The 21,407-nt window shown below is 71.6% G+C and carries 25 protein-coding genes and 1 tRNA gene; 14 read left to right on the top strand and 12 right to left on the bottom strand.

All coding sequences use genetic code 11. The features are described 5' to 3' along the window. Positions 1–441: winged helix-turn-helix transcriptional regulator (locus IEX47_RS07615; RefSeq protein ID WP_229662719.1), on the top strand; the 441-nt coding region annotated here is incomplete at its 5' end. Between the two features lie 17 nt (positions 442–458). Next, positions 459–1,427, top strand: a complete 969-nt coding sequence (locus IEX47_RS07610) for a hypothetical protein (protein ID WP_188783414.1) — start codon at positions 459–461, stop codon at positions 1,425–1,427. Positions 1,428–1,455: 28 nt separating this feature from the next. Here the strand turns inward: IEX47_RS07610 and IEX47_RS07605 are convergent, their stop codons facing one another. Next, the gene (locus tag IEX47_RS07605; protein WP_188783413.1) at positions 1,456–2,253 is read right to left on the bottom strand and encodes an MBL fold metallo-hydrolase; all 798 of its coding nucleotides are present in this window, start codon (positions 2,251–2,253) and stop codon (positions 1,456–1,458) included. Positions 2,254–2,275: 22 nt separating this feature from the next. Between IEX47_RS07605 and IEX47_RS17925 the strand changes: the two genes are divergently transcribed. Together IEX47_RS17925 and IEX47_RS17920 are read left to right on the top strand one after the other, a co-directional pair. Beyond that, positions 2,276–3,013: an SURF1 family protein gene (locus tag IEX47_RS17925; RefSeq protein ID WP_229662718.1), complete on the top strand. Its 738-nt coding sequence runs from the start codon at positions 2,276–2,278 to the stop codon at positions 3,011–3,013. 25 nt (positions 3,014–3,038) lie between these two features. Next, positions 3,039–3,371: a DUF3817 domain-containing protein gene (locus IEX47_RS17920; protein WP_229662717.1), complete on the top strand. Its 333-nt coding sequence runs from the start codon at positions 3,039–3,041 to the stop codon at positions 3,369–3,371. Positions 3,372–3,377: 6 nt separating this feature from the next. On the opposite strand, the gene IEX47_RS07595 is transcribed toward IEX47_RS17920, so the two are convergent. Further along, positions 3,378–3,737, bottom strand: a complete 360-nt coding sequence (locus IEX47_RS07595; RefSeq protein WP_188783411.1) for a hypothetical protein — start codon at positions 3,735–3,737, stop codon at positions 3,378–3,380. Between the two features lie 85 nt (positions 3,738–3,822). On the opposite strand from IEX47_RS07595, the gene IEX47_RS07590 reads away from it, so the two are divergent. Both IEX47_RS07590 and IEX47_RS07585 read left to right on the top strand, forming a co-directional pair. Next, positions 3,823–4,335 carry a peptidylprolyl isomerase gene (locus IEX47_RS07590; RefSeq protein ID WP_188783410.1) on the top strand — a complete coding sequence of 171 codons (513 nt, stop codon included), beginning with the start codon at positions 3,823–3,825 and terminating at the stop codon, positions 4,333–4,335. Positions 4,336–4,443: 108 nt separating this feature from the next. After that, on the top strand, positions 4,444–5,256 hold the full coding sequence (locus tag IEX47_RS07585; RefSeq protein WP_229662716.1) for a rhomboid family intramembrane serine protease: 813 nt from the start codon (positions 4,444–4,446) through the stop codon (positions 5,254–5,256). Between the two features lie 192 nt (positions 5,257–5,448). On the opposite strand, the gene IEX47_RS07580 is transcribed toward IEX47_RS07585, so the two are convergent. Further along, positions 5,449–5,946: a cell division protein CrgA gene (locus IEX47_RS07580; protein ID WP_229662715.1), complete on the bottom strand. Its 498-nt coding sequence runs from the start codon at positions 5,944–5,946 to the stop codon at positions 5,449–5,451. Positions 5,947–6,005: 59 nt separating this feature from the next. Between IEX47_RS07580 and IEX47_RS07575 the strand changes: the two genes are divergently transcribed. Further along, entirely contained in the window at positions 6,006–6,743 is a 738-nt protein-coding gene (locus IEX47_RS07575) for a DUF881 domain-containing protein (protein ID WP_188783408.1), read from the top strand. Positions 6,744–6,754: 11 nt separating this feature from the next. On the opposite strand, the gene pknB is transcribed toward IEX47_RS07575, so the two are convergent. The 7 genes from pknB to IEX47_RS07540 are packed head-to-tail and all read right to left on the bottom strand — an operon-like array spanning position 6,755 to position 15,387. After that, a complete protein-coding gene (gene pknB / locus IEX47_RS07570) occupies positions 6,755–8,524 on the bottom strand; it encodes a Stk1 family PASTA domain-containing Ser/Thr kinase (protein WP_188783407.1) in 1,770 nt (589 codons plus the stop codon). Continuing rightward, positions 8,521–9,930 (bottom strand): serine/threonine-protein kinase, encoded by a 1,410-nt coding sequence (locus tag IEX47_RS07565; protein ID WP_188783406.1) that lies wholly within the window; start codon positions 9,928–9,930, stop codon positions 8,521–8,523. Before IEX47_RS07565 ends, pknB begins: the two co-directional genes overlap by 4 nt. Continuing rightward, a complete protein-coding gene (locus tag IEX47_RS07560) occupies positions 9,927–11,387 on the bottom strand; it encodes a peptidoglycan D,D-transpeptidase FtsI family protein (RefSeq protein WP_188783405.1) in 1,461 nt (486 codons plus the stop codon). Before IEX47_RS07560 ends, IEX47_RS07565 begins: the two co-directional genes overlap by 4 nt. Continuing rightward, on the bottom strand, positions 11,384–12,805 hold the full coding sequence (locus IEX47_RS07555) for an FtsW/RodA/SpoVE family cell cycle protein (protein ID WP_188783404.1): 1,422 nt from the start codon (positions 12,803–12,805) through the stop codon (positions 11,384–11,386). Before IEX47_RS07555 ends, IEX47_RS07560 begins: the two co-directional genes overlap by 4 nt. 2 nt (positions 12,806–12,807) lie before the next feature. Continuing rightward, the gene (locus IEX47_RS07550; RefSeq protein WP_229662714.1) at positions 12,808–14,202 is read right to left on the bottom strand and encodes a PP2C family protein-serine/threonine phosphatase; all 1,395 of its coding nucleotides are present in this window, start codon (positions 14,200–14,202) and stop codon (positions 12,808–12,810) included. 5 nt (positions 14,203–14,207) lie between these two features. Then, positions 14,208–14,687, bottom strand: a complete 480-nt coding sequence (locus tag IEX47_RS07545; RefSeq protein ID WP_188783403.1) for an FHA domain-containing protein FhaB/FipA — start codon at positions 14,685–14,687, stop codon at positions 14,208–14,210. Beyond that, on the bottom strand, positions 14,680–15,387 hold the full coding sequence (locus IEX47_RS07540; protein WP_188783402.1) for an FHA domain-containing protein: 708 nt from the start codon (positions 15,385–15,387) through the stop codon (positions 14,680–14,682). The genes IEX47_RS07545 and IEX47_RS07540 overlap by 8 nt, the downstream gene beginning before the upstream one ends. Before the next feature lie 179 nt (positions 15,388–15,566). On the opposite strand from IEX47_RS07540, the gene IEX47_RS07535 reads away from it, so the two are divergent. Beyond that, positions 15,567–15,649: transfer RNA gene (locus IEX47_RS07535), tRNA-Leu, on the top strand. A 73-nt stretch (positions 15,650–15,722) separates the two neighbouring features. Here the strand turns inward: IEX47_RS07535 and IEX47_RS07530 are convergent. Further along, positions 15,723–16,415, bottom strand: a complete 693-nt coding sequence (locus IEX47_RS07530) for a S1 family peptidase (protein ID WP_188783401.1) — start codon at positions 16,413–16,415, stop codon at positions 15,723–15,725. A gap of 118 nt (positions 16,416–16,533) precedes the next feature. On the opposite strand from IEX47_RS07530, the gene IEX47_RS07525 reads away from it, so the two are divergent. From IEX47_RS07525 to IEX47_RS07515, 3 genes are read left to right on the top strand one after another with little or no spacing between them, the layout of a single operon-like run. Then, entirely contained in the window at positions 16,534–17,109 is a 576-nt protein-coding gene (locus tag IEX47_RS07525; RefSeq protein ID WP_188783400.1) for a nitroreductase family protein, read from the top strand. 51 nt (positions 17,110–17,160) lie between these two features. Beyond that, a complete protein-coding gene (locus IEX47_RS07520) occupies positions 17,161–17,829 on the top strand; it encodes a hypothetical protein (protein WP_229662713.1) in 669 nt (222 codons plus the stop codon). Then, entirely contained in the window at positions 17,829–18,059 is a 231-nt protein-coding gene (locus IEX47_RS07515) for a hypothetical protein (protein WP_188783398.1), read from the top strand. The genes IEX47_RS07520 and IEX47_RS07515 overlap by 1 nt, the downstream gene beginning before the upstream one ends. A gap of 106 nt (positions 18,060–18,165) precedes the next feature. Here IEX47_RS07515 and IEX47_RS07510 read toward each other — a convergent pair whose 3' ends face one another. Continuing rightward, on the bottom strand, positions 18,166–18,930 hold the full coding sequence (locus tag IEX47_RS07510) for a maleylpyruvate isomerase N-terminal domain-containing protein (RefSeq protein ID WP_188783397.1): 765 nt from the start codon (positions 18,928–18,930) through the stop codon (positions 18,166–18,168). A gap of 170 nt (positions 18,931–19,100) precedes the next feature. On the opposite strand from IEX47_RS07510, the gene IEX47_RS07505 reads away from it, so the two are divergent. The 3 genes from IEX47_RS07505 to IEX47_RS07495 are packed head-to-tail and all read left to right on the top strand — an operon-like array spanning position 19,101 to position 21,402. After that, a complete protein-coding gene (locus IEX47_RS07505) occupies positions 19,101–20,597 on the top strand; it encodes a fatty acid desaturase (protein ID WP_188783396.1) in 1,497 nt (498 codons plus the stop codon). Beyond that, the gene (locus IEX47_RS07500) at positions 20,597–20,788 is read left to right on the top strand and encodes a ferredoxin (protein WP_188783395.1); all 192 of its coding nucleotides are present in this window, start codon (positions 20,597–20,599) and stop codon (positions 20,786–20,788) included. The genes IEX47_RS07505 and IEX47_RS07500 overlap by 1 nt, the downstream gene beginning before the upstream one ends. 2 nt (positions 20,789–20,790) lie before the next feature. Continuing rightward, the gene (locus IEX47_RS07495; RefSeq protein WP_229662712.1) at positions 20,791–21,402 is read left to right on the top strand and encodes a TetR/AcrR family transcriptional regulator; all 612 of its coding nucleotides are present in this window, start codon (positions 20,791–20,793) and stop codon (positions 21,400–21,402) included. Positions 21,403–21,407: the final 5 nt, after the last annotated feature.

Here is a 21,407-nt window from a genome sequence, read left to right as displayed (position 1 = left end):
CGCGCGCTCGACGTCGTCGGCACGCGGTCCGCGATGGTGCTGGTGCGCGAGCTGCTCTACGACGGCCACCGTTTCGACGAGCTCGCCCGCCGCACCGGACTGAGCGAGGCCGTCGCCGCCGGCCGGCTCAAGCAGCTCCACGCCGACGGCATCGTCGAACGCCGTCCGTACCGCGAGCCGGGCAAGCGGACGCGCGACGAGTACGTCCTCACCGACCGGGGGCGCCGGCTCTATCCCGTGATCGTCGCGCTCATGCAGTGGGGCGAGGGCCTCGCCGACGATCACTACAGCGGCGTCGAGCTCGTCCACCGCGACTGCGGCGCGGTCCTCGAGGCACAGGTGCGCTGCGCCGACGGCCACGTGGTCCCGCTCGGGGAGGGCGGGGTTCGGATCAAGGACGAGGAGCGTGCGCTGAAGGCGAAGCGGGCCGGTCGCATCTGACCGCTTACCCTGCTGCCGTGCGGACTCTACTCGGGGCGGTGCTCGCGACCGTCGTGCTCGCGGGCTGCGGCGCCCCCGCTGTGCCGCCACCCGTCGCACCGACGCCGACCGAGATCCCGCCTTCGCTCGCGCTTCCCGCTCACCCGACCGGCCAGGCCTGGCGTGCGCTCGCGCTCGTGCCGGCCGAGGCCACGGTCGTCACGATCACGGACTTCGACGCGATGCGGGCGCGCTTCGGCGTACCGGACCTGACGAGCGGTGACCCGGCGGCGGACCGCGCGGCGTTCTGGGCGCAGGCGCGGGCCCAGGCTGTCCTCTTCACCGCCGGCCTGTTCGCCGACGGCGCGCGGTGGCCCGACCGCGGCTTCACCGAGGACGACGTCGACTGGGAGGTCCGGTTCACCGGCCCCCACGGCTCCGGGTATGTCGTGGCGTTCCGTCCCGACCTCGACATGCGGCGTGTGCAGGCCGCCCGCCACGCGAAGGCGCTCCGTGGCGCCACCGTGATGGCGAAGGAGCACCTGCTGGTGAAGGGCGTCGCAGGCGAGGGCGATCCGGTCTGGGCGGCCGACCCCGCGCTCCCGGACCTGACCGACGACGGCGCGGAGTCGGCGTACCTCCGGCGGGGGTGTGTGCCGGTGGACGACGCGCTCGGGTCCGGCGCGTCGGCGGCCGACAAGGGGACGCTGATCGGCGAGCTGGACCCGCGCAACCTCGACGACCTGACGGCGTTCTCGGTGTCGTTCGCCGACGGTCTTGCGACCGCGCGGCTCGGCGAGGACCGCGGCGACCTCATCGCGCGCGGCCAGATCACCGAGGCGTGGCCCGTGGTGAAGGGCTCGCGCGGCTTCACCTCAGGCTTCCGGTCCGACGTGCTCGTCGACCCGTCGTCGGGTCGTGTCGGGCTCACCCCGACGTCACCCCAGGCCGCGGCGGCGGTCACGGTCGCGGATCTGCTGCCGTTCGCGATCTGCGACCGGCTCTAGCGGCTGCGTCAGGGCAGGTCCGAGCAGCTCAGAGCAGGGGCGCGAGCTCCGTCTCGTCGTGCGCGGAGAAGACGGTGACCTCGGGGTGCCCGGCGCGCAGCTCGCGGAGCCGCTCCTGGTTGGTGCGGCGCTCCTTCTCGTGGACCGCCATCAGTTTCTGGAAGCCCACCAGCCCGTAGTTGTACGCCGGCGGGCGCTCGAGCTCGCCGTGCCAGAAGTAGCTGTCGCCGGCGTGGAGCAGCCAGCCGCCCTCCGGCGTACGGACCGCGACGCCGGAGTGGCCGCGGGTGTGGCCGCGCAGCGGGATGAGGACGACGTCGTCGCCGAGCGCGCGCACGCCGCTGAAGCCGAACCAGTCGTCGCCGCCGGCCTCGTGGGTGCGCCACTGCGGGCCGTGGGCCCACTGCGCCGGGATGTAGCGGCGCTTCTCGAGCAGCGTCGCCGGGTCCATCGCCGCGCGGTGCTCCTCGGCGGCGACGTGGATCCGCGCGTGCGGGAAGTCGCCGATGCCGCCGGCGTGGTCGACGTCGAGGTGGGTGAGGACGACGTCGGTGACGTCGTCGGGGGCGTGGCCGAGGGCGGCCAGCTGGGCCACGGCGGTCTGCTCCGGGGCCAGCTCGGGCCGCACGAGGCTGAGGAACGGACGGCCCAGCCGCTTCCGGTCGGCGAGGTCGCCGGTGCCGAAGCCGCTGTCGACGAGGACCAGCCCCTCGGGACGCTCCACGAGCAGGCAGTGCGCGACCATGCGGCGCGGCATGAGCCGCCCGCCCGGCGCACCGAAGGGGTGCATCGTCCCGCAGTCGAGGTGGTGGATCCGTGTCGTCATGGCCTGATCGTAGGGTGGCGGCGTGCCAGACCGCCCGCATCCGCTGTCGCCGCGCTACTGGGCGGTCCACCTCCTCGCCGTGGCCCTCCTCGCTGCCGCGGTCATGCTGGGTGTCTGGCAGCTCGACGCGTGGAAGACCAAGCGCGCGGCCTCGGCGCTCGACGTCACCACCGCAGCGGCCATCCCGCTCTCGAAGGCGCTCGGCCCCGACGACCCCTTCCCTGCGAAGTACGTCGGCCAGCCGGTCACCGTCGCCGGCAGGTGGCTGCCGGTGTCGACGTTCGTGGTGAGCGGGCGTGAGCGTGGCAAGGTCGAGGGCTACTGGGTCGTCACGCCCGTCGCCGTCGACGGCACGAAGTCGGCGATCCCGGTCGTGCGCGGCTGGACTGCCTCGGCTGGCGCCCGTCCGCAGGCACCCTCGGGCACGGTGACGCTGAAGGGCTGGCTCCAGCCGGCCGAGGGCACCGGCGAGGTCGACGAGGACACCAGCGACGACGTGCTCCCGCAGCTCCGCATCGCCGACGCGCTGCACTTCGTCCACCAGGACCTGTACGGCGGCTACGTGATCGCCGCTGCGACGGATGCCGGGCTGGAGAAGGCCGAGCTCGACCAGCTCCCGCCGGCACCGCGCTTCTCCGCGATCCGGAACCTCTTCTACGCCGTCGAGTGGTGGTTCTTCGGCGGCTTCGTCGTCTTCATGTGGTGGCGGTGGCTGGTCGACGAGGTGCTGCGGCGTGACGAGGACGACGTCGAAGAGTGAGGCTGGCGCGGGTACCGTTCCCGGCGTGAAGCTCTTCCCCGTCTACAAGACGCTCGCCTACGTCGTCGGCACGCTGCTGCTCGCGCTGGCCCTCGGCATGATCTGCAAGTACCTCTTCCCCGAGGGTGGGTCCGTCCAGTCCTTCGGCGAGACGCTGACGCCGATCGTCGCCGTCGGCCACGGCTGGATCTACATGGCGTACGTCGTCGCGGCGTTCTTCCTGTCGCAGCGGGCGGGGTGGAAGCTCGCCTTCCTCGGCCTGATGCTGCTCGCCGGCCTGGTCCCCGGCCTGATCTTCTGGGTCGAGCGTCGCGTCGAGGCGAAGATCCGCGCCGAGGTGCCCGCGCTCGTCAGCTGACGGACGTCAGCCGAGGTCGGTCTCGACCTCTTCGGCAGCCCCGGGATCGACGGGCTCGGTCGGCGCAGCCCCGGGCATGGGGGACGGGTCGACCTGCCACTCGCTGCCGCCGCCGAGCGCGCGGCGTACGGCCATGACGAGGAGGGCGCCGAGCCCGCCGAGGACGACCAGCTTCTTCGTCAGCGCGCTCGCAGGCGCCTGGCCGACGTGCTTCTTCGGGACCTTCGCCCCCTTGGACTTCGCCATCTTGCGGCCCTTGTCCATGAGCTTCGGGCCCTTGGTGGCCAGCTGGTGCAGCGTCTTCTCGATCTGCGGAGCGAGCTCGTCGATGAGGTCGACGAGCTCCTTGCCCTTGGTCTTCGCCATGCGGCGATCCTGCCGCACACCGCGGGGTGTCGCCAGCCCCCGGTACGCTCAGGAGCGCACTTGACTTCAACCCGGAGAGGCAGCCATGTCTGACCTGAAGGCCACCCTGAAGACCAACAAGGGTGACATCACGATCAACCTGTTCCCCAACCACGCGCCCGCGACGGTGGAGAACTTCGTCGGCCTGGCCGAGGGCACCAAGGACTACACCGACGACGCTGGTCGCTCGGGCGAGAAGTTCTACGACGGCCTCGTCTTCCACCGCATCATCAAGGACTTCATGATCCAGGGCGGTTGCCCGCTGGGTCAGGGCATCGGCGGCCCGGGCTACAAGTTCAAGGACGAGTTCCACCCGGAGCTCTCCTTCAACAAGCCCTACCTGCTCGCGATGGCCAACGCCGGCCCGGGCACCAACGGCTCGCAGTTCTTCATCACCACGGTCGAGACCCCGTGGCTGACCAACCGCCACACGATCTTCGGTGAGGTGGCCGACGACGAGTCCAAGGCCGTCGTCGACGCCATCGAGGCCGTCAAGACCGGTGCCATGGACCGCCCCGTCGAGCCCGTGGTCATCGAGTCCGTCGAGATCACCCGCTGATCTGCCTTGAGTGACTCCGCGCCTCCCGCCCCGCAGTGCTACCGGCACACGGGGCGGGAGACGCACATCTCCTGCCAGCGCTGCGGTCGGCCGATCTGCCCCGACTGCATGCGTGACGCCGCGGTCGGCTTCCAGTGCCCCGAGTGCGTGAAGAGCGGCGCGCGCCAGACGCGCAGCGGCCGCACGGCGTACGGCGGCGTGCGGGCGAGCAACCCGGCCCTCACCTCGATCGTCCTGATCGCGATCAACGCCGCGGTCTGGCTGCTCGTCGTCGCGACCGGCGGGGCCGCCAGCCGCTGGGTCGACATCCTGGCGCTGCGATCGCAGGGCATCTGCGCCCGCGGGCAGTACGCCTGGCCCGACGCCTCCCAGGCCGCGTGCCGCGGCCTCGGCGACTGGCTGCCCGGCGTCGCCGACGGTGCCTGGTGGCAGCTGGTCACCTCGATGTTCACCCACGTCGAGGTCATGCACATCGGCTTCAACATGCTCGCGCTGTGGGTGCTCGGTCCCCAGCTCGAGATGGTGCTCGGCCGCGCTCGCTTCCTCGCGCTCTACCTGCTCTCCGGGCTCGCCGGCTCCGCCGCTGTCTTCTGGCTTGCGCCGACCTACGCCTCCACCCTCGGTGCCTCCGGCGCGATCTTCGGCCTCATGGCAGCCCTGCTCGTCGTCGCGGTCAAGCTCCGCGGTGACGCCCAGACCATCCTCGTCTGGATCGGCATCAACGCCGCCTACACGGTCTTCGCCCGCGGCACGGTCTCCTGGCAGGGCCACCTCGGCGGCTTCCTCGGTGGCCTGCTGCTGATGGGGCTGCTCGCCTTCGCGCCGCGCGAGCGCCGCAACGTGTGGCAGGGCGCTGGCCTCGCGGCGTACGTCATGGTGCTGGTGGCGCTCTTCGCCCTGCGCGCCGCCGCCCTCGCCTGACGGCGTCGCGCGCGTGGCGCGCGCCGGGGGCGCCTGCGGCGCCGCCTCCGGGAGGTCGGCGGGGAGAGTTATGCACATTGTGGATAACTGCTGTGGATAACTTACAGGCGTGTGATTCCGCAGGTCAGGACCACAAATGCGGAACGCCCCGTCCACAAGGACGGGGCGTTCACGGCAGTGTGTGGAGAGAGGTCACTCCCACTTCGTGGCGTAGGTGAAGCCCACCGCCATGAAGCCGATGCCGACCATCAGGTTGTACTGCTGCAGGTCGGAGAGGAGCCAGACCGCGCCGTCGGAGCCGGGGGCGCGGTTGGCGAAGACGTAGAACGTGCAGATCCAGATCAGGCCGATCAGGAAGCAGCCGAGCATGCCGACGACCGGGCCACGGCCGCGGCCGAGCGGGGTCTTGGGGTGCGCCGCGACGATCAGGCCGAGGAAGACCAGGCCGAAGCCGATCACCCAGTTCCAGTTGTCGAGCTTCTTGGTGCCGGGGATCAGCGGCGCGGGCTCCTTGCCCTTGCCCGTGCTCTGCCAGGCGTAGACGTCGTGCAGGTGGATCGTCCACAGGACGACCGCGGCAATGCCGGCGGCGATCAGGAGCAGCGACAGGACGAAGCGCACCGAGAAGATCGGGCCCCTGAGCGGGTCGAGGCCCATCGGAGCCGTTGCGGTGGCCTTGCTCTTCGACACGTGTCCTCCATCGGTAGGTGGCCGCGCAGGTTGCGCGCGACCCGGCTAGCGTAGTGGGCATGACCACCCCGCGCCGTCAGCACCGCCCCTGGGCCGTGGTGACGCCCGTGGTCTTCCTCTGCGCCGGCGGCCTGTTCGCGGTCAGCGCGGCCAACAGCGAGGGCACCGACCTGCGCCCCGGGCGGACCACCGACCTCGCCGGCCTCGTGCAGGTCGAGAACCGCCACCTCCGCGACCTCCGCCGCGAGAGCCGCGACCTGACGCGCCAGGTCGACGCCCTCAGCGCCACCGGCAAGGCGCTCGGCGCGCGCAAGACCCAGCGGGCCGTACGCCGGCTCAAGGGCGTCGCGGGCCTGTCCCGGGTCACCGGCGAGGGCGTGACGGTGACGCTGTCCGACGCGCCGCGCGACGTCCGCGAGACGAGCGACCAGAACATCAACACCCTCGTCGTGCACCAGCAGGACATCCAGGCTGTCGTCAACGCGATGTGGGCCGCGGGTGCGAAGGCCGTCACGATCCAGGGCCAGCGGATCGTCTCGACGACCGGTGTCCAGTGCGCGGGCAGCACCGTGCAGGTCAACGGCCTCTACTTCCCGCAGCCCTACAGGATCACCGCGATCGGCGACGCCGATGCCCTCGAGCAGCGGATCGCCGACGACGGCTACCTGCAGGTCTACCGCGACCAGGCCGCCGAGCCCGACATCGCGATCGGGTGGAGCCTGGAGCGCGGCTACGACCTGGTCGCGCAGCCCTACACGGGTCCGATCCGCGCGGAGTACGCCAAGCCCCTCAAGTGAGGCCCGCGACGTCAGGGCAGCGGGAAGATGCTGCCGTTGGTCGTCGTGCCCGGGTCGGGCGTGGCCGTCGGGTTGGTCGTGGCGGTGGCGGTCGGTGACGGGGTCGGCGTGGGCTCGACGTACGTCGACACGTAGATCGTCACGACCGTGCCCTCGTCGGCTTCCTCCGCGCCCGGCAGCTGGTCGACCACGGTGCCCTTGGGCTCCGTCGTCGCGCTGAACTGCTTGACCTCGCACTGGAAGCCGCGCTCGCGGATCAGGTCACAGGCACGACCCTGCTTCTTGCCGATCACGTTGGGGATCCGCTCGCGTCCGTCGGACAGGTAGAGCGTGACGGTGCGGCCCTCGACGACGGTCTGGCCGCCGACGGGATCCTGGTCGACCACCTGGTCCTTGGGCTCGTCGGACTGGCGGACCTTCGTCACCACGTCGAAGCCCGCGGCCTTGAGGACCTGGCGCGCCTCGTCGACCGGCCGGCCGGTCACGTCGGGGACGGTCGCGGTCGGGGGACCGGCGGAGACCACGAGGTGCACCGTGCCGCCGAGGTCGAACAGGGTGCCCGCGGTCGGGTCCTGGGAGATGACGCGGCCGCGCGCGACCGCACGGCTCGCCGCGGTCGTGACCTCGGGCTCGAAGCCGTCGGCGCGCAGTGTGCGCTCGGCAGCGGCCTGCATCAGCTTCACGACGCCGGGCACCTTGGCCTGCTGCGGGGCGTCGTCCTTCATCAGCTGAGGGAGCCCCCAGGCGATGAGGAAGACGAGGAGCACGAGGAGCAGCCCCCAGAACCACCAGGCACGACGCCGGCGTGGCTCCTCCTCGGTGACCACGGGCAGCCCGACGGCCGTGTGGCTCCCGGTCGTGGCGGCGTACGGCGCGGGGGCGGCCGCGACGACGGCCGTCGGCGCGACCGCGGCGACGGGCGGGGCCTGGACGGCGTGGCCCGCGAGGTAGCGCTCGATGTCCGCGCGCATGGCGGCGGCCGACTGGTAGCGGTCCTCGACGCGCTTGGTGAGCGCCTTCATCACGATCGCGTCGAGCTCCGGCGGGATGTCGGGGTCGAACGTCGACGGCGGCTGGGCCGGCTCGCGCACGTGCTGGTAGGCGACCGCGACCGGGGAGTCGCCGACGAACGGCGGCCGGCCGGTCAGGAGCTCGTAGAGCAGGCAGCCGGTGGAGTAGACGTCGGAGCGGGAGTCGACGGACTCGCCACGGGCCTGCTCGGGGGAGAGGTACTGCGCGGTGCCGACGACGGCCGCGGTCTGGGTCATCGTCGAGGAGGCGTCGGAGATGGCGCGCGCGATGCCGAAGTCCATGACCTTCACGTCGCCCGCCGGGGTGAGCATGACGTTGGCCGGCTTGATGTCGCGGTGGATGATGCCCGCGCGGTGGCTGTAGTCGAGGGCCGAGAGCACGCCCGAGGTGATCTCGAGGGCGCGCTCGGGGAGGATCTTGCGGCCCTCGCGGAGGATGTCGCGCAGCGTGCGGCCGGCGACGTACTCCATGACGATGTAGGGCTGCGGGACGCCGTCGTCGCCCGGCTCCTCACCCGTGTCGTAGACCGCGACGATCGCCGGGTGGTTGAGCGACGCCGACGACTGCGCCTCGCGGCGGAACCGGTGCTGGAACGTCGGGTCGCCGGCCAGGTCGGTGCGCAGGCGCTTGACCGCGACGACGCGGCCGAGGCGCGTGTCGGTGCCCTTGCGGACCTCCGCCATGCCGCCGCGGCCGAGCAGCTCGCCGAGCTCGTAGCGGCCGCCGACGACTCCTGCCTGGTTGGTCATGGGGTTGCCTCCGGAAGAAGCGGGCTCGTGGTGACGGTGGGCGAGGTCGACGGGGTGTCAGTCGGGGTAGCGCTCGCGGTGTCGCTGGGCGTCTCCGTCGGCGTCGGGGCCGGGCCCCAGTAGCGGACGGTCACCGACGTGCCGGTCGGGAGCGGGCCGGTCGGCGAGCAGTCGATGACCTGACCCTCGACCTCGTCGCCCGGGTTGTCGACCTGCTCGCGGTCGGCGACCAGGTCGCGCCGGTTGACGGAGTCGACGACGTCGCTGATGTCGCCCTCGCACACCGAGGCGGGGAGGGTCACGGTGGTCTCGCTCGGCGTGGGCGTCACGGTCACCGTCTGCGAGGTCGAGGGGGTCGGCGCGGGCTTGTCGTCGGCAGCGCGCCACAGCAGCCAGACGACGAGCACGATCAGCGCACCGAGGAGCAGCGCGAGCAGCCAGGCCAGGCCGCCACCCGACCGCTCGTCGTCCGCGGGGTCGACGACGCGCTGCACGCTCGTCGCCGGGAGGACGGCGGTCTCCGGGCCCGGCGGCGCCACAGGTACGCCGAGGGCCGACGCGACGGGGACCGTCGCCGGCGCTGCCGCAGCGCCGGAGGGGTTGCGCAGGGCAGCCGCGAGGGCGGCGCCGTCGCGGTAGCGCTCCCTGGGGTCCTTGGCGAGGCAGCGGTGGACCACGGCCGCCAGGTCGGCAGGGATGCTGCGCGGCAGGTCGGGGACCGGCTGGCGGATGTGGGCGAGCGCGGTCGCGACGGGGGAGTCGGCGTCGAAGGGACGCTCACCCGCCAGGCACTCGAAGAGCACGACGCCGAGCGAGTAGACGTCACTCGCCGCAGTGGCGGTGCCGCCCTCGGCCTGCTCGGGGGAGAGGTACTGGGGCGTGCCCATGACCTGCCCGGTGCGGGTCAGCGCGACGGCGTCACCCGCCCGCGCGATGCCGAAGTCGGTGACCTTGACGCGCCGGTCGGGCGTGACGAGGAGGTTGGCCGGCTTGATGTCGCGGTGGACGATGCCGGAGGCGTGGGCCGCGGCGAGCGCGTCGGCGACCTGCACCGCCAGCGCGACGGCGGGCTCGGGCGGCATGCCCTTGCCCTTGCGCAGCAGCGCGGAGAGCGGCTGGCCCTCGACCAGCTCCATCACGAGGTACGGCGGGTGGCCCTGCGTCGAGGTGCTGCCGAAGTCGAAGACCGCCGCGATGCCCGGGTGGTGGAGCGAGGCCGCGTGGCGGGCCTCGGTCTCGAACCGCTTGCGGAACTCCGGGTCGTCGGCGAGCTCCGCCTTGAGCAGCTTCACCGCGACCGGGCGGTGCAGCACCGTGTCGGTGGCGCGCCAGACCTCGCCCATGCCTCCGGTGGCGATGCGCTCGAGGAGCTCGTAGCGCTCCAGGTCGTCGGCGTACCGCGTCACTTGCCGATCACCGCTTCCATGACGGCCTTCGCGATCGGGCCGGCGAGGCCGCCACCGGAGATCTCGCCGTTGGAGCGCTGGCTGTTCTGGATCATCACCGCGACCGCGACCTGCGGGTCGTCGGCCGGGGCGAAGGAGGTGAACCAGGCGTAGTTGGAGATGTCGCTGCGGCCGGTCTGCGCGGTGCCGGTCTTGCCGGCCACGCGGATGCCCGGGATCGCAGCGGTGGCCGCGGTGCCCTCCTCGACGACGCCGACCATCATGTCGGTCAGCTGGCGCGCGGTCGCCGACGAGATCGCCCGGCGGTACGTCGTCGGGTTGGTCTTGTCGAGCGAGTCGAAGTCGGGAGAGCGGAGCTCGTCGACCAGGTGCGGCGTCATCACGATGCCGCCGTTGGCGATGCCCGCGGCGACCATCGCCATCTGCAGCGGCGTGGCCCGGACGTCGGACTGGCCGAAGCCGGAGAGCGCGGTGTTGGGCTCGTTGAGCGTCGGGTAGACGCTCTGGACCTCACCCGGGAGGTCGGTCAGCGCGGTGTCGTTGAACCCGAACGCCTCGGCCATCTTCTTCATCTTGGCGTTGCCGAGCTTGACCGCGATCTTGGCGAAGGCGGTGTTGCAGGACCACTCGAGGGCGTACTTCAGGGTGATCTGCTGCGGGTTGCACGCGCTGCCCGTGGAGTTGTGGACGACCGAGCTGCTCTGCGGGAGCTGGTAGCCGGCACCCGCGGGCACCATCGACTCCGCGTCGTACAGGCCGTTCTCGATGGCGGCTGCGGCGGTGACCAGCTTGAACGTCGAGCCCGGCGGCAGCGTCGTGCGGATCGCGCGGTTGAGCTTGGGCTGGGCGGTGTCGCCCTCGAGTCGGCTGTCGGCCTTCGAGACCCGCGACAGGTCGTGGGAGGCGAGCCGGTTGGGGTCGAACGACGGCAGCGAGACCATCGCGAGGATCCGCCCGGTCGCCGGCTCGATCGCCACGACGGAGCCCTGGATGCCCTGGCCCAGCGCCTGCAACCCGTCGTACGCCGCCTGCTGGGCCTTGGGGTCGAGGGTGAGCTCGACGCTGCCGCCCTTGGGCTGGCCGCTGCCGAGCAGGTCGGCCAGGCGCCGCGCGAAGAGGCGCGGGTCGTCGCCGGAGAGGACCTGGTTCTGCGAGCGCTCGATGCCGGACTGCGAGAAGAAGGAGAACCAGCCGGTCTCGTGGGCGTACAGCGGGCCCTGCGGGTAGCGGCGCTGCCACTTGTAGCGGTCGTCGGCCTTGACCGAGCGTGCCACCGGCTCGCCCCCGACGAGGATCGCGCCCCGCTCGCGGGCGAACGACGCCTCGATCACGCGGCGGTTGAGCGAGCTCTTCGACAGCGAGTCGGCCTTGAAGTACTGGAGGTACGTCGCGTTGCCGAGCAGGACGAGGAAGAGCAGGCCGCAGAAGAGCGACAGCGTGCGGATGGGCTTGTTCACGGACGGACCGCCTTGACGATCTGGGTGGTCTCGGCCTCGGACGGCTCCTCGAAGGAGAGGTCCGGGATCGGGCGGCGGGCCTGGTCGGAGATGCGCAGCACCAGGGCGATGATCACCCAGTTGGCCACGAGGCTCGAGCCGCCGTACGAGAGGAACGGGGTGGTGAGGCCGGTCAGCGGGATCAGGTCGGTGACGCCGCCGATGACGACGAAGACCTGGATCGCGAAGATGACCGCGAGGCCGCAGGCGACGAGCTTGCCGAAGCCGTCGCGGCAGACCAGTGCGGTGCGGAGGCCGCGCTCGACGATGAGGCCGTAGAGCAGGATCACGGCCATGACGCCGGTCAGGCCGAGCTCCTCGCCGATCGCGCCCATGATGAAGTCGGACTCGGAGAACGGGATCAGCGTGGGCCGGCCCTGGCCGAAGCCACGGCCGAGCAGGCCGCCCCAGGCCATGCCGAACATCGACTGGCCGACCTGCTGAGAGCCGGTCTCCCAGGCGCCGAACGGGTGCAGCCAGGCCTCGACACGCAGCTGGACGTGGCCGGCGAACGAGTAGACGCCGAGCGCGCCCGCGACGAAGAGGGCGCCGCCGACGACGAGCCAGCCCGGCCGCTCGGTCGCGACGTAGAGCATCGTCAGGAAGATGCCGTAGAAGAGCAGCGACGAGCCGAGGTCGTTCTGGAAGACCAGGATGCCGAGACTGATCAGCCACATCGCGAGGATCGGGCCGAGGTCGCGCCCGCGGGGCAGGTCGACGAAGAGGAAGCGGCGGCCCGCGAGCGCGAGCGCGTCACGGTGGACCACGAGGTAGCCGGCGAACGCGATGACGAGGAGCACCTTGGCGACCTCGCCCGGCTGCATGCCGACGGGGCCGAGGTCGACCCAGATCCGCGCGCCGTAGTGGTCGACGCCGATCACCGGCATCAGCGGCAGGATGAGGAGCAGGATCGCGGCGAGACCGGTGGTGTAGGTGTAGCGCTGGAGGACACGGTGGTCGCGCAGCACCACGAGGGTGCCGATGAAGAGCGCGACGCCGATCGTCATCCACACGAGCTGGTCGTTGGCGAAGACCTTGGGCGCCTTGTCGGTGCCCTTGACCGCCTCGATCTGGGCGAGGTCGATGCGCCGGATCACCGCGAGGCCGAGGCCGTTGAGCGCCGCGACGACCGGCAGCAGCACGGGGTCGGCGTACGGCGCGGCGATGCGGACGGCGACGTGGCAGGCGACGATCAGGACCACCAGCCAGCCGCCGTAGCCGACGATGTTGGCGGGGACCGCGCCGTCGACGCCGATGCCGACGGCGGCGTAGCCGCCGATGCCGACCGCGAGCGCGATGATCAGCAGGAAGAGCTCGGCGCCGCGGCGGCGACGGTGGACGAACCCGAGGAACCCGGGCTGGCCGTTGGGGGTGCGCACGGTCACTCGCCTCCCTGCTCGGCGGCGAGGTTCTCGACGGTGTGGCGGGCGTCCTCGAGCGAGCTCGCCTCGATGCCGTTCTCGACGGTGCCGCGGACGTAGTCGCTCAGCGTCGCGACGGCCAGGTCGGACTGTTCGTACGGGGTGCCGAGGTCGAGGCCGACGAGCTGCGTGTCGATGCCGCGGAAGATCGTGACCGCACCGTCGTGGACGCCGACGTAGTACTGCTTCTGGGTCCAGACGTAGGCGCCGGCGAGCGCCATCCACAGCAGGCCGAGCACGATGCAGGCGGCGCTGAGCCGCTTGAGCCAGACGAAGCGGCGCGGCGGGCGCGGCGCGTAGCGCAGCTCCTCCGCGTGGTCGATCGGGTCGGAGGCGATCGCGCCGGCCGGGAGCGGGTCGGCGGCCGGCACGGGCTCGAGCTCGCCCGTGTCGCCGGAGCGGTGGCCGCGGAAGAGGCTGCTGCTCCCCGCCAGGCCGGTACGCCGGCGCGGCAGGTCGGAGGCGGCGCCGACGAGCAGCGGGGTGGTGTCGACCGGCTCACGGTCGCCCTCGGACACGACGTCGGCGACGACGCAGGTGACGTTGTCGCTGCTCCCCGCCTCGAGGCTGGCGCGGACCAGCTCGACCGCGGCGAAGTCGGGGGTGGCGGTGCCGAGGATGTCGGCGATCCGGTCGTCGTCGAGGACGCCGCAGGCGCCGTCGCTGCAGAGCAGGAGGCGGTCGCCGGCGCGGAGCGGCTCGGTGAAGAGGTCCGGCTCGGTCTCGTGGACGCCGTCGAGGGCCTGGAGGATCAGGTTGCGGTGGGGGTGGACCCGCGCCTCCTCCTCGGAGAGCCGGCCCTCGTCGATGAGCGACTGGACGAAGGTGTGGTCCTTGGTGAGGCGGACCAGCGCGCCGTCACGCAGGAGGTACGCGCGGGTGTCGCCGACGTGGCCGATGGCGATCTTGTGGCCGTCGAAGAGGGCGAGGGTCGCGGTGGTGCTGGTGCCGCTGAGGGCGGGGTCGTGGTCGACCAGCTCGCCGATGCGGTCGTGGGCGCGGTGCAGTGCACCCGCCACGAGCGCGACCGGGTCACCCGCCGGCTGCTCGTCGAGGCGTCGCAGCTGCTGGACCGCGGTGCTCGACGCGATGTCGCCGCGGGCAGCGCCACCGACGCCGTCGCAGACCGCGAGCAGCCACGGGCCGGCGTACCCGGAGTCCTGGTTGTCGCGGCGGACCCGGCCGACGTCGGAGAGGGCGGCGAAGCGGAGCCGCAGCGGGGCGGCCTCGGCAGCCGCGTCGGTGGCCTCGGGAACGGGTGCGGCGACCGGAGCGACGTCGTCGGCGGTGTCCTCGAGCGCGGCCTCCGGCTCGTCGGGGGTCTCGTCGACCGGGACGTCGGGGGTCTCGGGCACGGCCGTCACTTCCTCAGCTCGAGGATCGTCTTGCCGATGCGGACGCGGGTGCCGACGGTGATCGCGGTGGGCTGGCTGATCCGCGAGGCGCCGACGTACGTGCCGTTGGTGGAGCCGAGGTCTTCGACGAACCACTGGTCACCCGAGGCGGCGATGCGCGCGTGGCGGGTCGAGACGTAGTCGTCGTCGAGCCGGATGGCGGCGTCGGGGCCGCGGCCGATCAGGATCGGGGCCTGGTCGAGGTCGGCCCGCTCGCCCTCGTTGCCGCCCTCGACGACGGCGACGTGGGTCGGCGCGCCGCGGCGCTTGGGGGCTGCCTTGGCCGGGGCCTTCGCCTTCGACTTCGCGGCCTTCGGTGCCTGCTGCCCCGAGGAGAGCCGCGCGCCGAACATGTCGGTGCGGATCACGGAGATCGCCGAGAGCACGAAGATCCAGAGCACCGCGAGGTAGGCGATCTTGATCATGAAGAGAGTCAGCTCAGACATGGCCATCCTGACTGTCAGCCACCCGACGCACGGTCATGGTGGTGTTGCCGAGGCGTACGACGGAGCCGTCGTACAGCGTGGCGCTCTGGGCCGGGTTGCCGTCGATGAGCACTCCGTTGGTGGAGCCGAGGTCCTGGACGGTCAGGCGGTCGCCCTCGAGGCGGAAGCGGGCGTGCTGCCGGCTGATGCCCGGGTCGTTGATCTGCAGGTCGGTCTCGGTGCCGCGGCCCACCACCAGCCCCGGGGGGTTGATCGGGTTGCGGGCGCCGTTGACGTCGACGAACCAGCGCGCCCGCGCGACCTGCGTGTCGGAGGCGTTGGTCGTGACCTTCGCCTGGGCGGCGCTGCGCACGCGGAAGCGACCCGTGCTGAGGTCGGGCGCTTCGTTGAAGTCGATGTGCACCGGCCCCGGGAAGACGTAGCTCTGGTGCTCGGCGTGCTCGCGGAGGCTCTCCGTGAGCTCGCTCGCCAGCGTCGAGTCGTACGGCGCGAGGCGCTCGAGGTCGGTGTGGCTCAGCTCGACGTGGAACGCGTTGGGCACCAGCCGGCGGTCGCGGCTGAGCACCTGGGCGTTGTTGTCGACCTCGCGCTGGAGCGCCGCGGAGATCTCCACGGGCTGGACCGCGCTGCGGAAGACGCGCGCGAAGGCACCCGCCACCATCTGCTCGAGGCGGTCCTCGAAGCGTTGCAGGCCGCTCATCGGCACCTCCTCGTCCAACGTCGCCAGTGCGTAGTCCAATGGATTGCCCAGTGGACGCTGTCGCGATCGTATCGGCCACCGCCACTCGGAGCCCGGGACGCACCCACCCGACGGCGAGCCGCCCCTCACCCCGGTTTGGGAGAAGAGTGGCCGCTGGGATAACGTTCTGCCTGCTTCACGCGCGAGTGGCGGAACGGCAGACGCGCTGGCTTCAGGTGCCAGTGTCCGAAAGGGCGTGGGGGTTCAAATCCCCCCTCGCGCACGCGAAGAACGAAGGGCCCCGGTCATCGACCGGGGCCCTTCGCCGTTCCCGCGCATGCCGCGGGCCCGCGCCCTCAGACGTGCTTGAGTCGCACGCCGGTCTTGTTGAGCACCTCGGAGAGCCGCTGGAAGGCGGAGTACGTCGCCTCGTCGCCGTAGCTGAGGATGCCCAGCGCCGCGACCCGGTTGGTGTCCGGGATCCGCCGGAAGAGGGGAGAGCCGGAGTCACCGTGGGTGGAGACGATGTCGGTGACGACGATGCCGTTGTCCTTCACCCGGGTGATGTGGCCGCAGCGGGTGCCGCTCTGACGGCCCGTGGTGCAGACGAACATGCCCCGCGAGGGCTTGCCCAGCCGCGCGACGTACTTGACGGTGCCGCGGTCGACGACCGTGGGGCCGAGGGCGAAGTTGCCGCTGCTGCGCACGATGGACCAGTCGTTGGCGCTGCCGTCCTGGCGGAAGGTGCGGCGGCTGGTCACGCCGATCTTGCGCCACTCCTTCTCGGCCATCCAGACCGACCCGACGGCGCCGCAGTGGCCGGCGGTGATGAGCACCGTGTGGCCGTTGGTGTCGCGGCCGTGGAAGCCGTCGGTGCAGGCGACCGCGGTGGTCGCGCTGGTCTGGCGGGCGATGCCCCAGCCACCGTTGTACGACGTGAGGGACTGGGCGGGGGCGGTCGCGCCGAGGCCGGCGCCGGCGAGGGCCACGCCGGCGAGCGCCGCTGCGGAGCGGCGTACGCGGGGGCGGCGGAGGGCGGGGTGGAACACGGAGACTCCCGAGATGAGCCGAAGGACGTGGACACCTGAGGTTACCGATTCCGAGTGGGCTGGCGAGCGCCCGTTGGCGCGGGGGGCGCCTCCGCAGCCCGCCCCTAGACTCGGCCGCATGCCCAACGCCGAGCTGACGCCGTACCTCCGTGACCGCTGGAGTCCCCGGGTCTTCGACCCGACGCACGAGCTCTCCGACGACGAGCTCCGGCTCCTCCTCGAGGCGGCCCGGTGGTCGCCGAGCGCGGGCAACACGCAGCGATGGGCCTTCCTCGTCGGGCAGCGTGGCGACGCGACGTTCACCGAGCTCGAGAAGCACCTGTCCAAGGGCAACAAGGGCTGGGTCGCCAACGTCAGCGCCGTCATCGTGACCTGCTTCCAGACCGGCGCGGCGCCCGACGACCAGGAGACGCCGTACCTCGACCTCGCGGAGTACGACGCCGGCCAGACCGCCGCGCACATCACCGTGCAGGCCGCGTCGATGGGGCTGCACGTGCACCAGTTCGCCGGCTTCGACCACGAGGGCGTCGCCGAGGCGTTCGGCGTCCCGGACCACTGGCGCGTCGCGACGGGCGTCGCGCTCGGCCGGATCGGCGACCCGGCCACCAGCGAGGTCCACGAGAAGGACCGCTCCTCGCGCAAGCCGCTCGAGGAGATCGCGTACGCCGGCAGCTGGGGCACGCCGCTCGCCTGACGGGCCCGCAGCCGGTCGCCGTCGTGGCAGTGCCGTGCTTGGATGACCGCCATGTCCCGCCTGGCCGCCAGCCGCCGCGGCGCGATCCTCATGGTCGTCGCGCTCCTGCTGCTGATCACCCTGCCCGCGCTGTGGACGGGGTGGAACGCCTGGCGCCTCGACCGCGCCGGCGTCACCACCGACGCGACGGTCACCACCACGTCGGCGATCCCCGAGACGAAGCCGACGCGCTTCTTCGTGCGCTACTACCTGCCTCAGGACGCCGACCCGCACCGCGGGCAGTACATCGCCCGGGTCTCGCGGTCGGCCTGGGAGGCGGCGAAGGCCGACGGGTCGATCCAGGCGAAGTACCTCGAGGGGCACCCGGGTGTGAACCGTGTCGAGGGGCAGGTCGCCAGCCACTTCGGCCTCTGGCTGACCGTGCTCGGCGACCTCGCGCTGCTGGCCATGCTGGGGCTGGCGCTGAAGTTCCGCCCCGCCCGCGAGAAGCCGCTCGTGCTGCTCGCCACCGCGGACGTCGTCCGGGCCCGGCCGGGCTTCGCCGTCGAGCAGGACGGCATCGAGCACGTCGTCCGCGGTGACGTCGTGAGGATCGGCGACGGCGAGCTCGTCCTCCACGTGGGCGAGGGCCGTGAGGTGCGCGTGGTGCTCGCGGAGTACCGGAACCCGGTCGGCTACCAGCAGCCCGCCGAGGTGCGCGGACGCCGGATCGAGCTGTGATGGACGAGCCGGCGCAGGGGTCGAGCGCGGGATCGGGCTCCCGGCAGGGCTCGCGCGCCGCGGGCTATGTGCTGGGCCTCGTGCTCGGCGTACCGCTGGCCTTCATCGCCGGCGTCTGGCTGCTCGGCTTCTGGGGCGGTGTCGCTGCCGCGGTCACCGCTGCCTGCATCGGCGGCGCGTGGGCGCTGCGGGCACTGGCCGGAAGCCCCGGCGACGTTGCTGAACGCTAAGTAAGCGACTTCCGCGCCTTCCCTCGCACCACTGCCCTCCTGCAGGGCGGCGGTAGTGCGAGTAACTGCGCTTTACAGCGCGCCGGGCGGTGCGCGGCGGCGTACCTCACCAGACGACGCGGGACTTCTCGCGCCACAGTTCCAGGCCGTCGTCGGCGCTGACGGGAGCGCGGTTCCAGAGCCGCAGGTAGAGGTCGACGGCGCCGCCGCGCACCTGCACGTCGGCCGCGTCGAGCGCGGGGTCGTCACGTCCCACGGCAGTCGTCACCGCCGGCTCCTCGGTGACCCGGACCACCCAGGCCTGCTCACCCTCGTCGGGCCGGACCGCGAAGACGACCGGCGTGGCCGTGCGCAGCGTGGACTTCGGCCGGGGCAGGAATCCGCAGAGCAGCTCGTCGATCCCGTCGAGCGCGAGGTCCACGCCGACCCAGGTCTGCGCCGGCTCCGGCGCCCCGCCGTACGCCGCGGCCATGGCGTCGACGGCGTGGATCGTCGTCTCGTGGCACTGGCGCCGTGCCCAGAAGGCGCGCGGCGGGGGAGCGTCCTTGAGGAAGACGGGTGCGGCCACCGTCTCCGGGGCGCGCGTGAGGGCGGCGGCGAGGTCGATCGCGCCGTCGCGCAGCCACTCGACCGGGTCGACCGCGGAGCGACCTTCGCGCTCGAGGGCGGCGGTCTCCTTCGACTGTCCCGCGAGGAGGCCGGCCGCCCAGCGGTGGACCATCCCCTGGTGCGCGATCAGTGCCCGGACGTCCCACTCCGGGCACGTCGGTACGCCGGCGCGCAGGCCGGCCCTGTCGGCGTACCGGGTGAAGGCGAGGAGCGCCTCCCGCAGGCCGTCGAGGTGAGCGGCGAAGGTCAGCGACGTCGGCATGGAACCAGCGTGGCAGGACCGGCAAGCGCTGTCGCGCGAGTTAGCGGACGTGGGCGCCGTCACACCGTTACTGGGACGTCGTGTCATTGACATCCCCCGTTTACAGATGCGACCTTGGTGTCAAGTCTTTACAGAAGTGCACGATATGTAAACCGAGCAAGGAGAACGCGATGGCAGACGTCGTCGGCACGGTCCCCGAAGGGACCACCGAGATCTGGAAGGACAAGAAGCGCTACCTCTGGCTCATCGGCCTGGTGGTCCCGCTCATCGGAGTCATCGTCCTGGTCGGTTACCTCTACACGGAGTCGTGGATCTTCCTGCTCGGCGGGCCGATCGTCATCAACGGCCTGATCCCCGCGCTCGACCTGGTCTTCGGTCTCGACTCGTCGAACCCGCCGGAGGAGGTCATGGAGCAGCTCGAGAACGACAAGTACTACCGCTGGGTCGTCTACGCGTTCATCCCGCTCCAGTTCATCGTCCTCTTCGCCGCCGCCGCGATGCTGGGTGACGTCAACCCCGTCCACTGGTTCTTCGACCTCTTCGGCGCGTCCGGCTGGGCCGCGGACCACCTCGGCTCCTCGCTGGTGTCCGCCATCTCGCTGACCTGGTGGGAGAAGTGCTTCCTGGCCTTCTCGGTCGCCGGCATCATGGGCGTCGCGATCAACACCGCGCACGAGCTGGGCCACAAGAAGGAGTCCGTCGAGCGCTGGCTCTCCAAGATCGCCCTCGCGCCGACCTTCTACGGCCACTTCTACATCGAGCACAACCGCGGCCACCACGTCCGCGTCGCCACTCCGGAGGACCCCGCGTCGTCCCGTCTCGGCGAGTCCTTCTGGGCCTTCTGGCCGCGCACCGTCATCGGCTCGCTGAAGTCGGCCTGGGAGGTCGAGGCCAAGCGCTACCAGCGCAAGGGGACCCACCCGTTCCACCTCGGCAACGACGTGCTGAACGCGTGGCTGATGTCGGTCGTCCTGTACGCCGGGATCGTGGCGCTGTTCGGCTGGGGCGTCCTGCCCTACCTGCTGATCACCATGGTCGGCGGCTTCTCGCTCCTGGAGATCATCAACTACGTCGAGCACTACGGCATGAAGCGCCAGAAGGTCGGGCCGAAGCAGCGCTACGAGCGCGTGCTGCCGATGCACAGCTGGAACAGCAACAACATCGTCACGAACATCTTCCTGTACCACCTGCAGCGCCACTCGGACCACCACGCGAACCCGACGCGTCGCTACCAGACGCTGCGTGACTTCAAGGAGTCGCCGGCCCTGCCGACGGGCTACGCGGGCATGCTGACGATCGCCCTCTTCCCGCCGCTGTGGCGCAAGGTCATGGACCACCGCGTCGTGGAGCACCTCGACGGCGACGTCACCCTCGCGAACATCCAGCCGGGCAAGGAGGCGAAGTACCTCCGGAAGTTCCCGCCGCCGGAGACCCACGTCCAGCACGAGGACCTCTTCCTCCAGGACCAGAGCGGCGAGGTGCTCGCCGCGAAGTGCCCGGGCTGCGCCTACGTCTACGTCGTCGACGCCGGTGACGAGCACGAGGGCTTCGCTGCCGGTACGGCGTGGGCCGACATCCCGGCCGACTGGTTCTGCCCGGACTGCGGTGTGCGTGAAAAGATCGACTTCGTGCCCGTCGACCCCGAGACCCTGAAGGTGGTCAACTGATGAAGATCGTGGTGGACCGTGACAAGTGCGAGGGGCTCGGCATGTGCGAGTCGATGGCGCACGAGTACTTCGAGGTCGATGACGACGACCAGGTGCACATCCACAACGAGAACCCGCCGGAGGAGGACCGCAAGATGGTCCTCGCCGCGGTGAACTCGTGCCCGGTGCTCGCGCTCTCGCTCGAGGGCTGACCGTGTCCGCTGACACCGGCAGCAGCGTCGGCGAGGTGGTCACCCTGCGTGACCGCCTCGTCGACGCGGCGACCGTGATGACGACCTCCGGGGGCTGGTCCGCCGTCACCATGGCCCGCCTCGCCGAGGCGGCCGGGGTCAGCAGGCAGACGGTCTACAACGAGATCGGCACCAAGCCCGCGCTCGCGGAGGCGATGATCCTCCGCGAGCTCGCGCGCTTCCTCGAGGCCGTCGACCGGGCCTTCCTCGCCCACCCCGATGACCTGTACGCCGCGCTCCGCGCCGCCGTCAGCGGGGTCCTCCGCTTCGCGGAGGGCAACGAGCTGCTCAAGGCGATCGTCTCCGCCACCCACGGTGCCGACACCGAGCTCCTGCCGCTGCTCACCTCCCACTCCGAGACGCTGCTCGAGACCGCGGGCGTCGTGGTCGGCGAGCACCTCGCGGCGTACGAGATGGGGATCGAGCCGAACCGCCTGCCGGGGGTGGTCGACACGATCATCCGCGTGGTGCTGAGCCACGTCATGCAGGCGAGCGGGTCGCCGGACGAGGTCGCGGAGACGCTCGTGTGGATCGCGCGCCGCGTTCTGGATCACGATCCGGTGACTGCGGGATAGTCTCG

The sequence above is a fragment of the Nocardioides phosphati genome (genome assembly GCF_014646375.1).
Taxonomy (GTDB): Bacteria; Actinomycetota; Actinomycetes; order Propionibacteriales; family Nocardioidaceae; genus Nocardioides; species Nocardioides phosphati.
The sequence above is the reverse complement of the archived record's forward strand: the minus strand, read 5'-3'. Positions and strand labels throughout refer to the sequence as shown.

Bases quoted from the DNA above. Each gene is read 5' to 3' on its own strand.
- IEX47_RS07605 (WP_188783413.1), bottom strand. From the start codon at position 2,253: ATGACGACACGGATCCACCACCTCGACTGCGGGACGATGCACCCCTTC.
- IEX47_RS07595 (WP_188783411.1), bottom strand. From the start codon at position 3,737: ATGGCGAAGACCAAGGGCAAGGAGCTCGTCGACCTCATCGACGAGCTC.
- IEX47_RS07590 (WP_188783410.1), top strand. From the start codon at position 3,823: ATGTCTGACCTGAAGGCCACCCTGAAGACCAACAAGGGTGACATCACG.
- IEX47_RS07585 (WP_229662716.1), top strand. From the start codon at position 4,444: ATGCGTGACGCCGCGGTCGGCTTCCAGTGCCCCGAGTGCGTGAAGAGC.
- IEX47_RS07575 (WP_188783408.1), top strand. From the start codon at position 6,006: ATGACCACCCCGCGCCGTCAGCACCGCCCCTGGGCCGTGGTGACGCCC.
- pknB (WP_188783407.1), bottom strand. From the start codon at position 8,524: ATGACCAACCAGGCAGGAGTCGTCGGCGGCCGCTACGAGCTCGGCGAG.
- IEX47_RS07545 (WP_188783403.1), bottom strand. From the start codon at position 14,687: ATGTCTGAGCTGACTCTCTTCATGATCAAGATCGCCTACCTCGCGGTG.
- IEX47_RS07540 (WP_188783402.1), bottom strand. From the start codon at position 15,387: ATGAGCGGCCTGCAACGCTTCGAGGACCGCCTCGAGCAGATGGTGGCG.
- IEX47_RS07525 (WP_188783400.1), top strand. From the start codon at position 16,534: ATGCCCAACGCCGAGCTGACGCCGTACCTCCGTGACCGCTGGAGTCCC.
- IEX47_RS07520 (WP_229662713.1), top strand. From the start codon at position 17,161: ATGTCCCGCCTGGCCGCCAGCCGCCGCGGCGCGATCCTCATGGTCGTC.
- IEX47_RS07515 (WP_188783398.1), top strand. From the start codon at position 17,829: ATGGACGAGCCGGCGCAGGGGTCGAGCGCGGGATCGGGCTCCCGGCAG.
- IEX47_RS07510 (WP_188783397.1), bottom strand. From the start codon at position 18,930: ATGCCGACGTCGCTGACCTTCGCCGCTCACCTCGACGGCCTGCGGGAG.
- IEX47_RS07505 (WP_188783396.1), top strand. From the start codon at position 19,101: ATGGCAGACGTCGTCGGCACGGTCCCCGAAGGGACCACCGAGATCTGG.
- IEX47_RS07500 (WP_188783395.1), top strand. From the start codon at position 20,597: ATGAAGATCGTGGTGGACCGTGACAAGTGCGAGGGGCTCGGCATGTGC.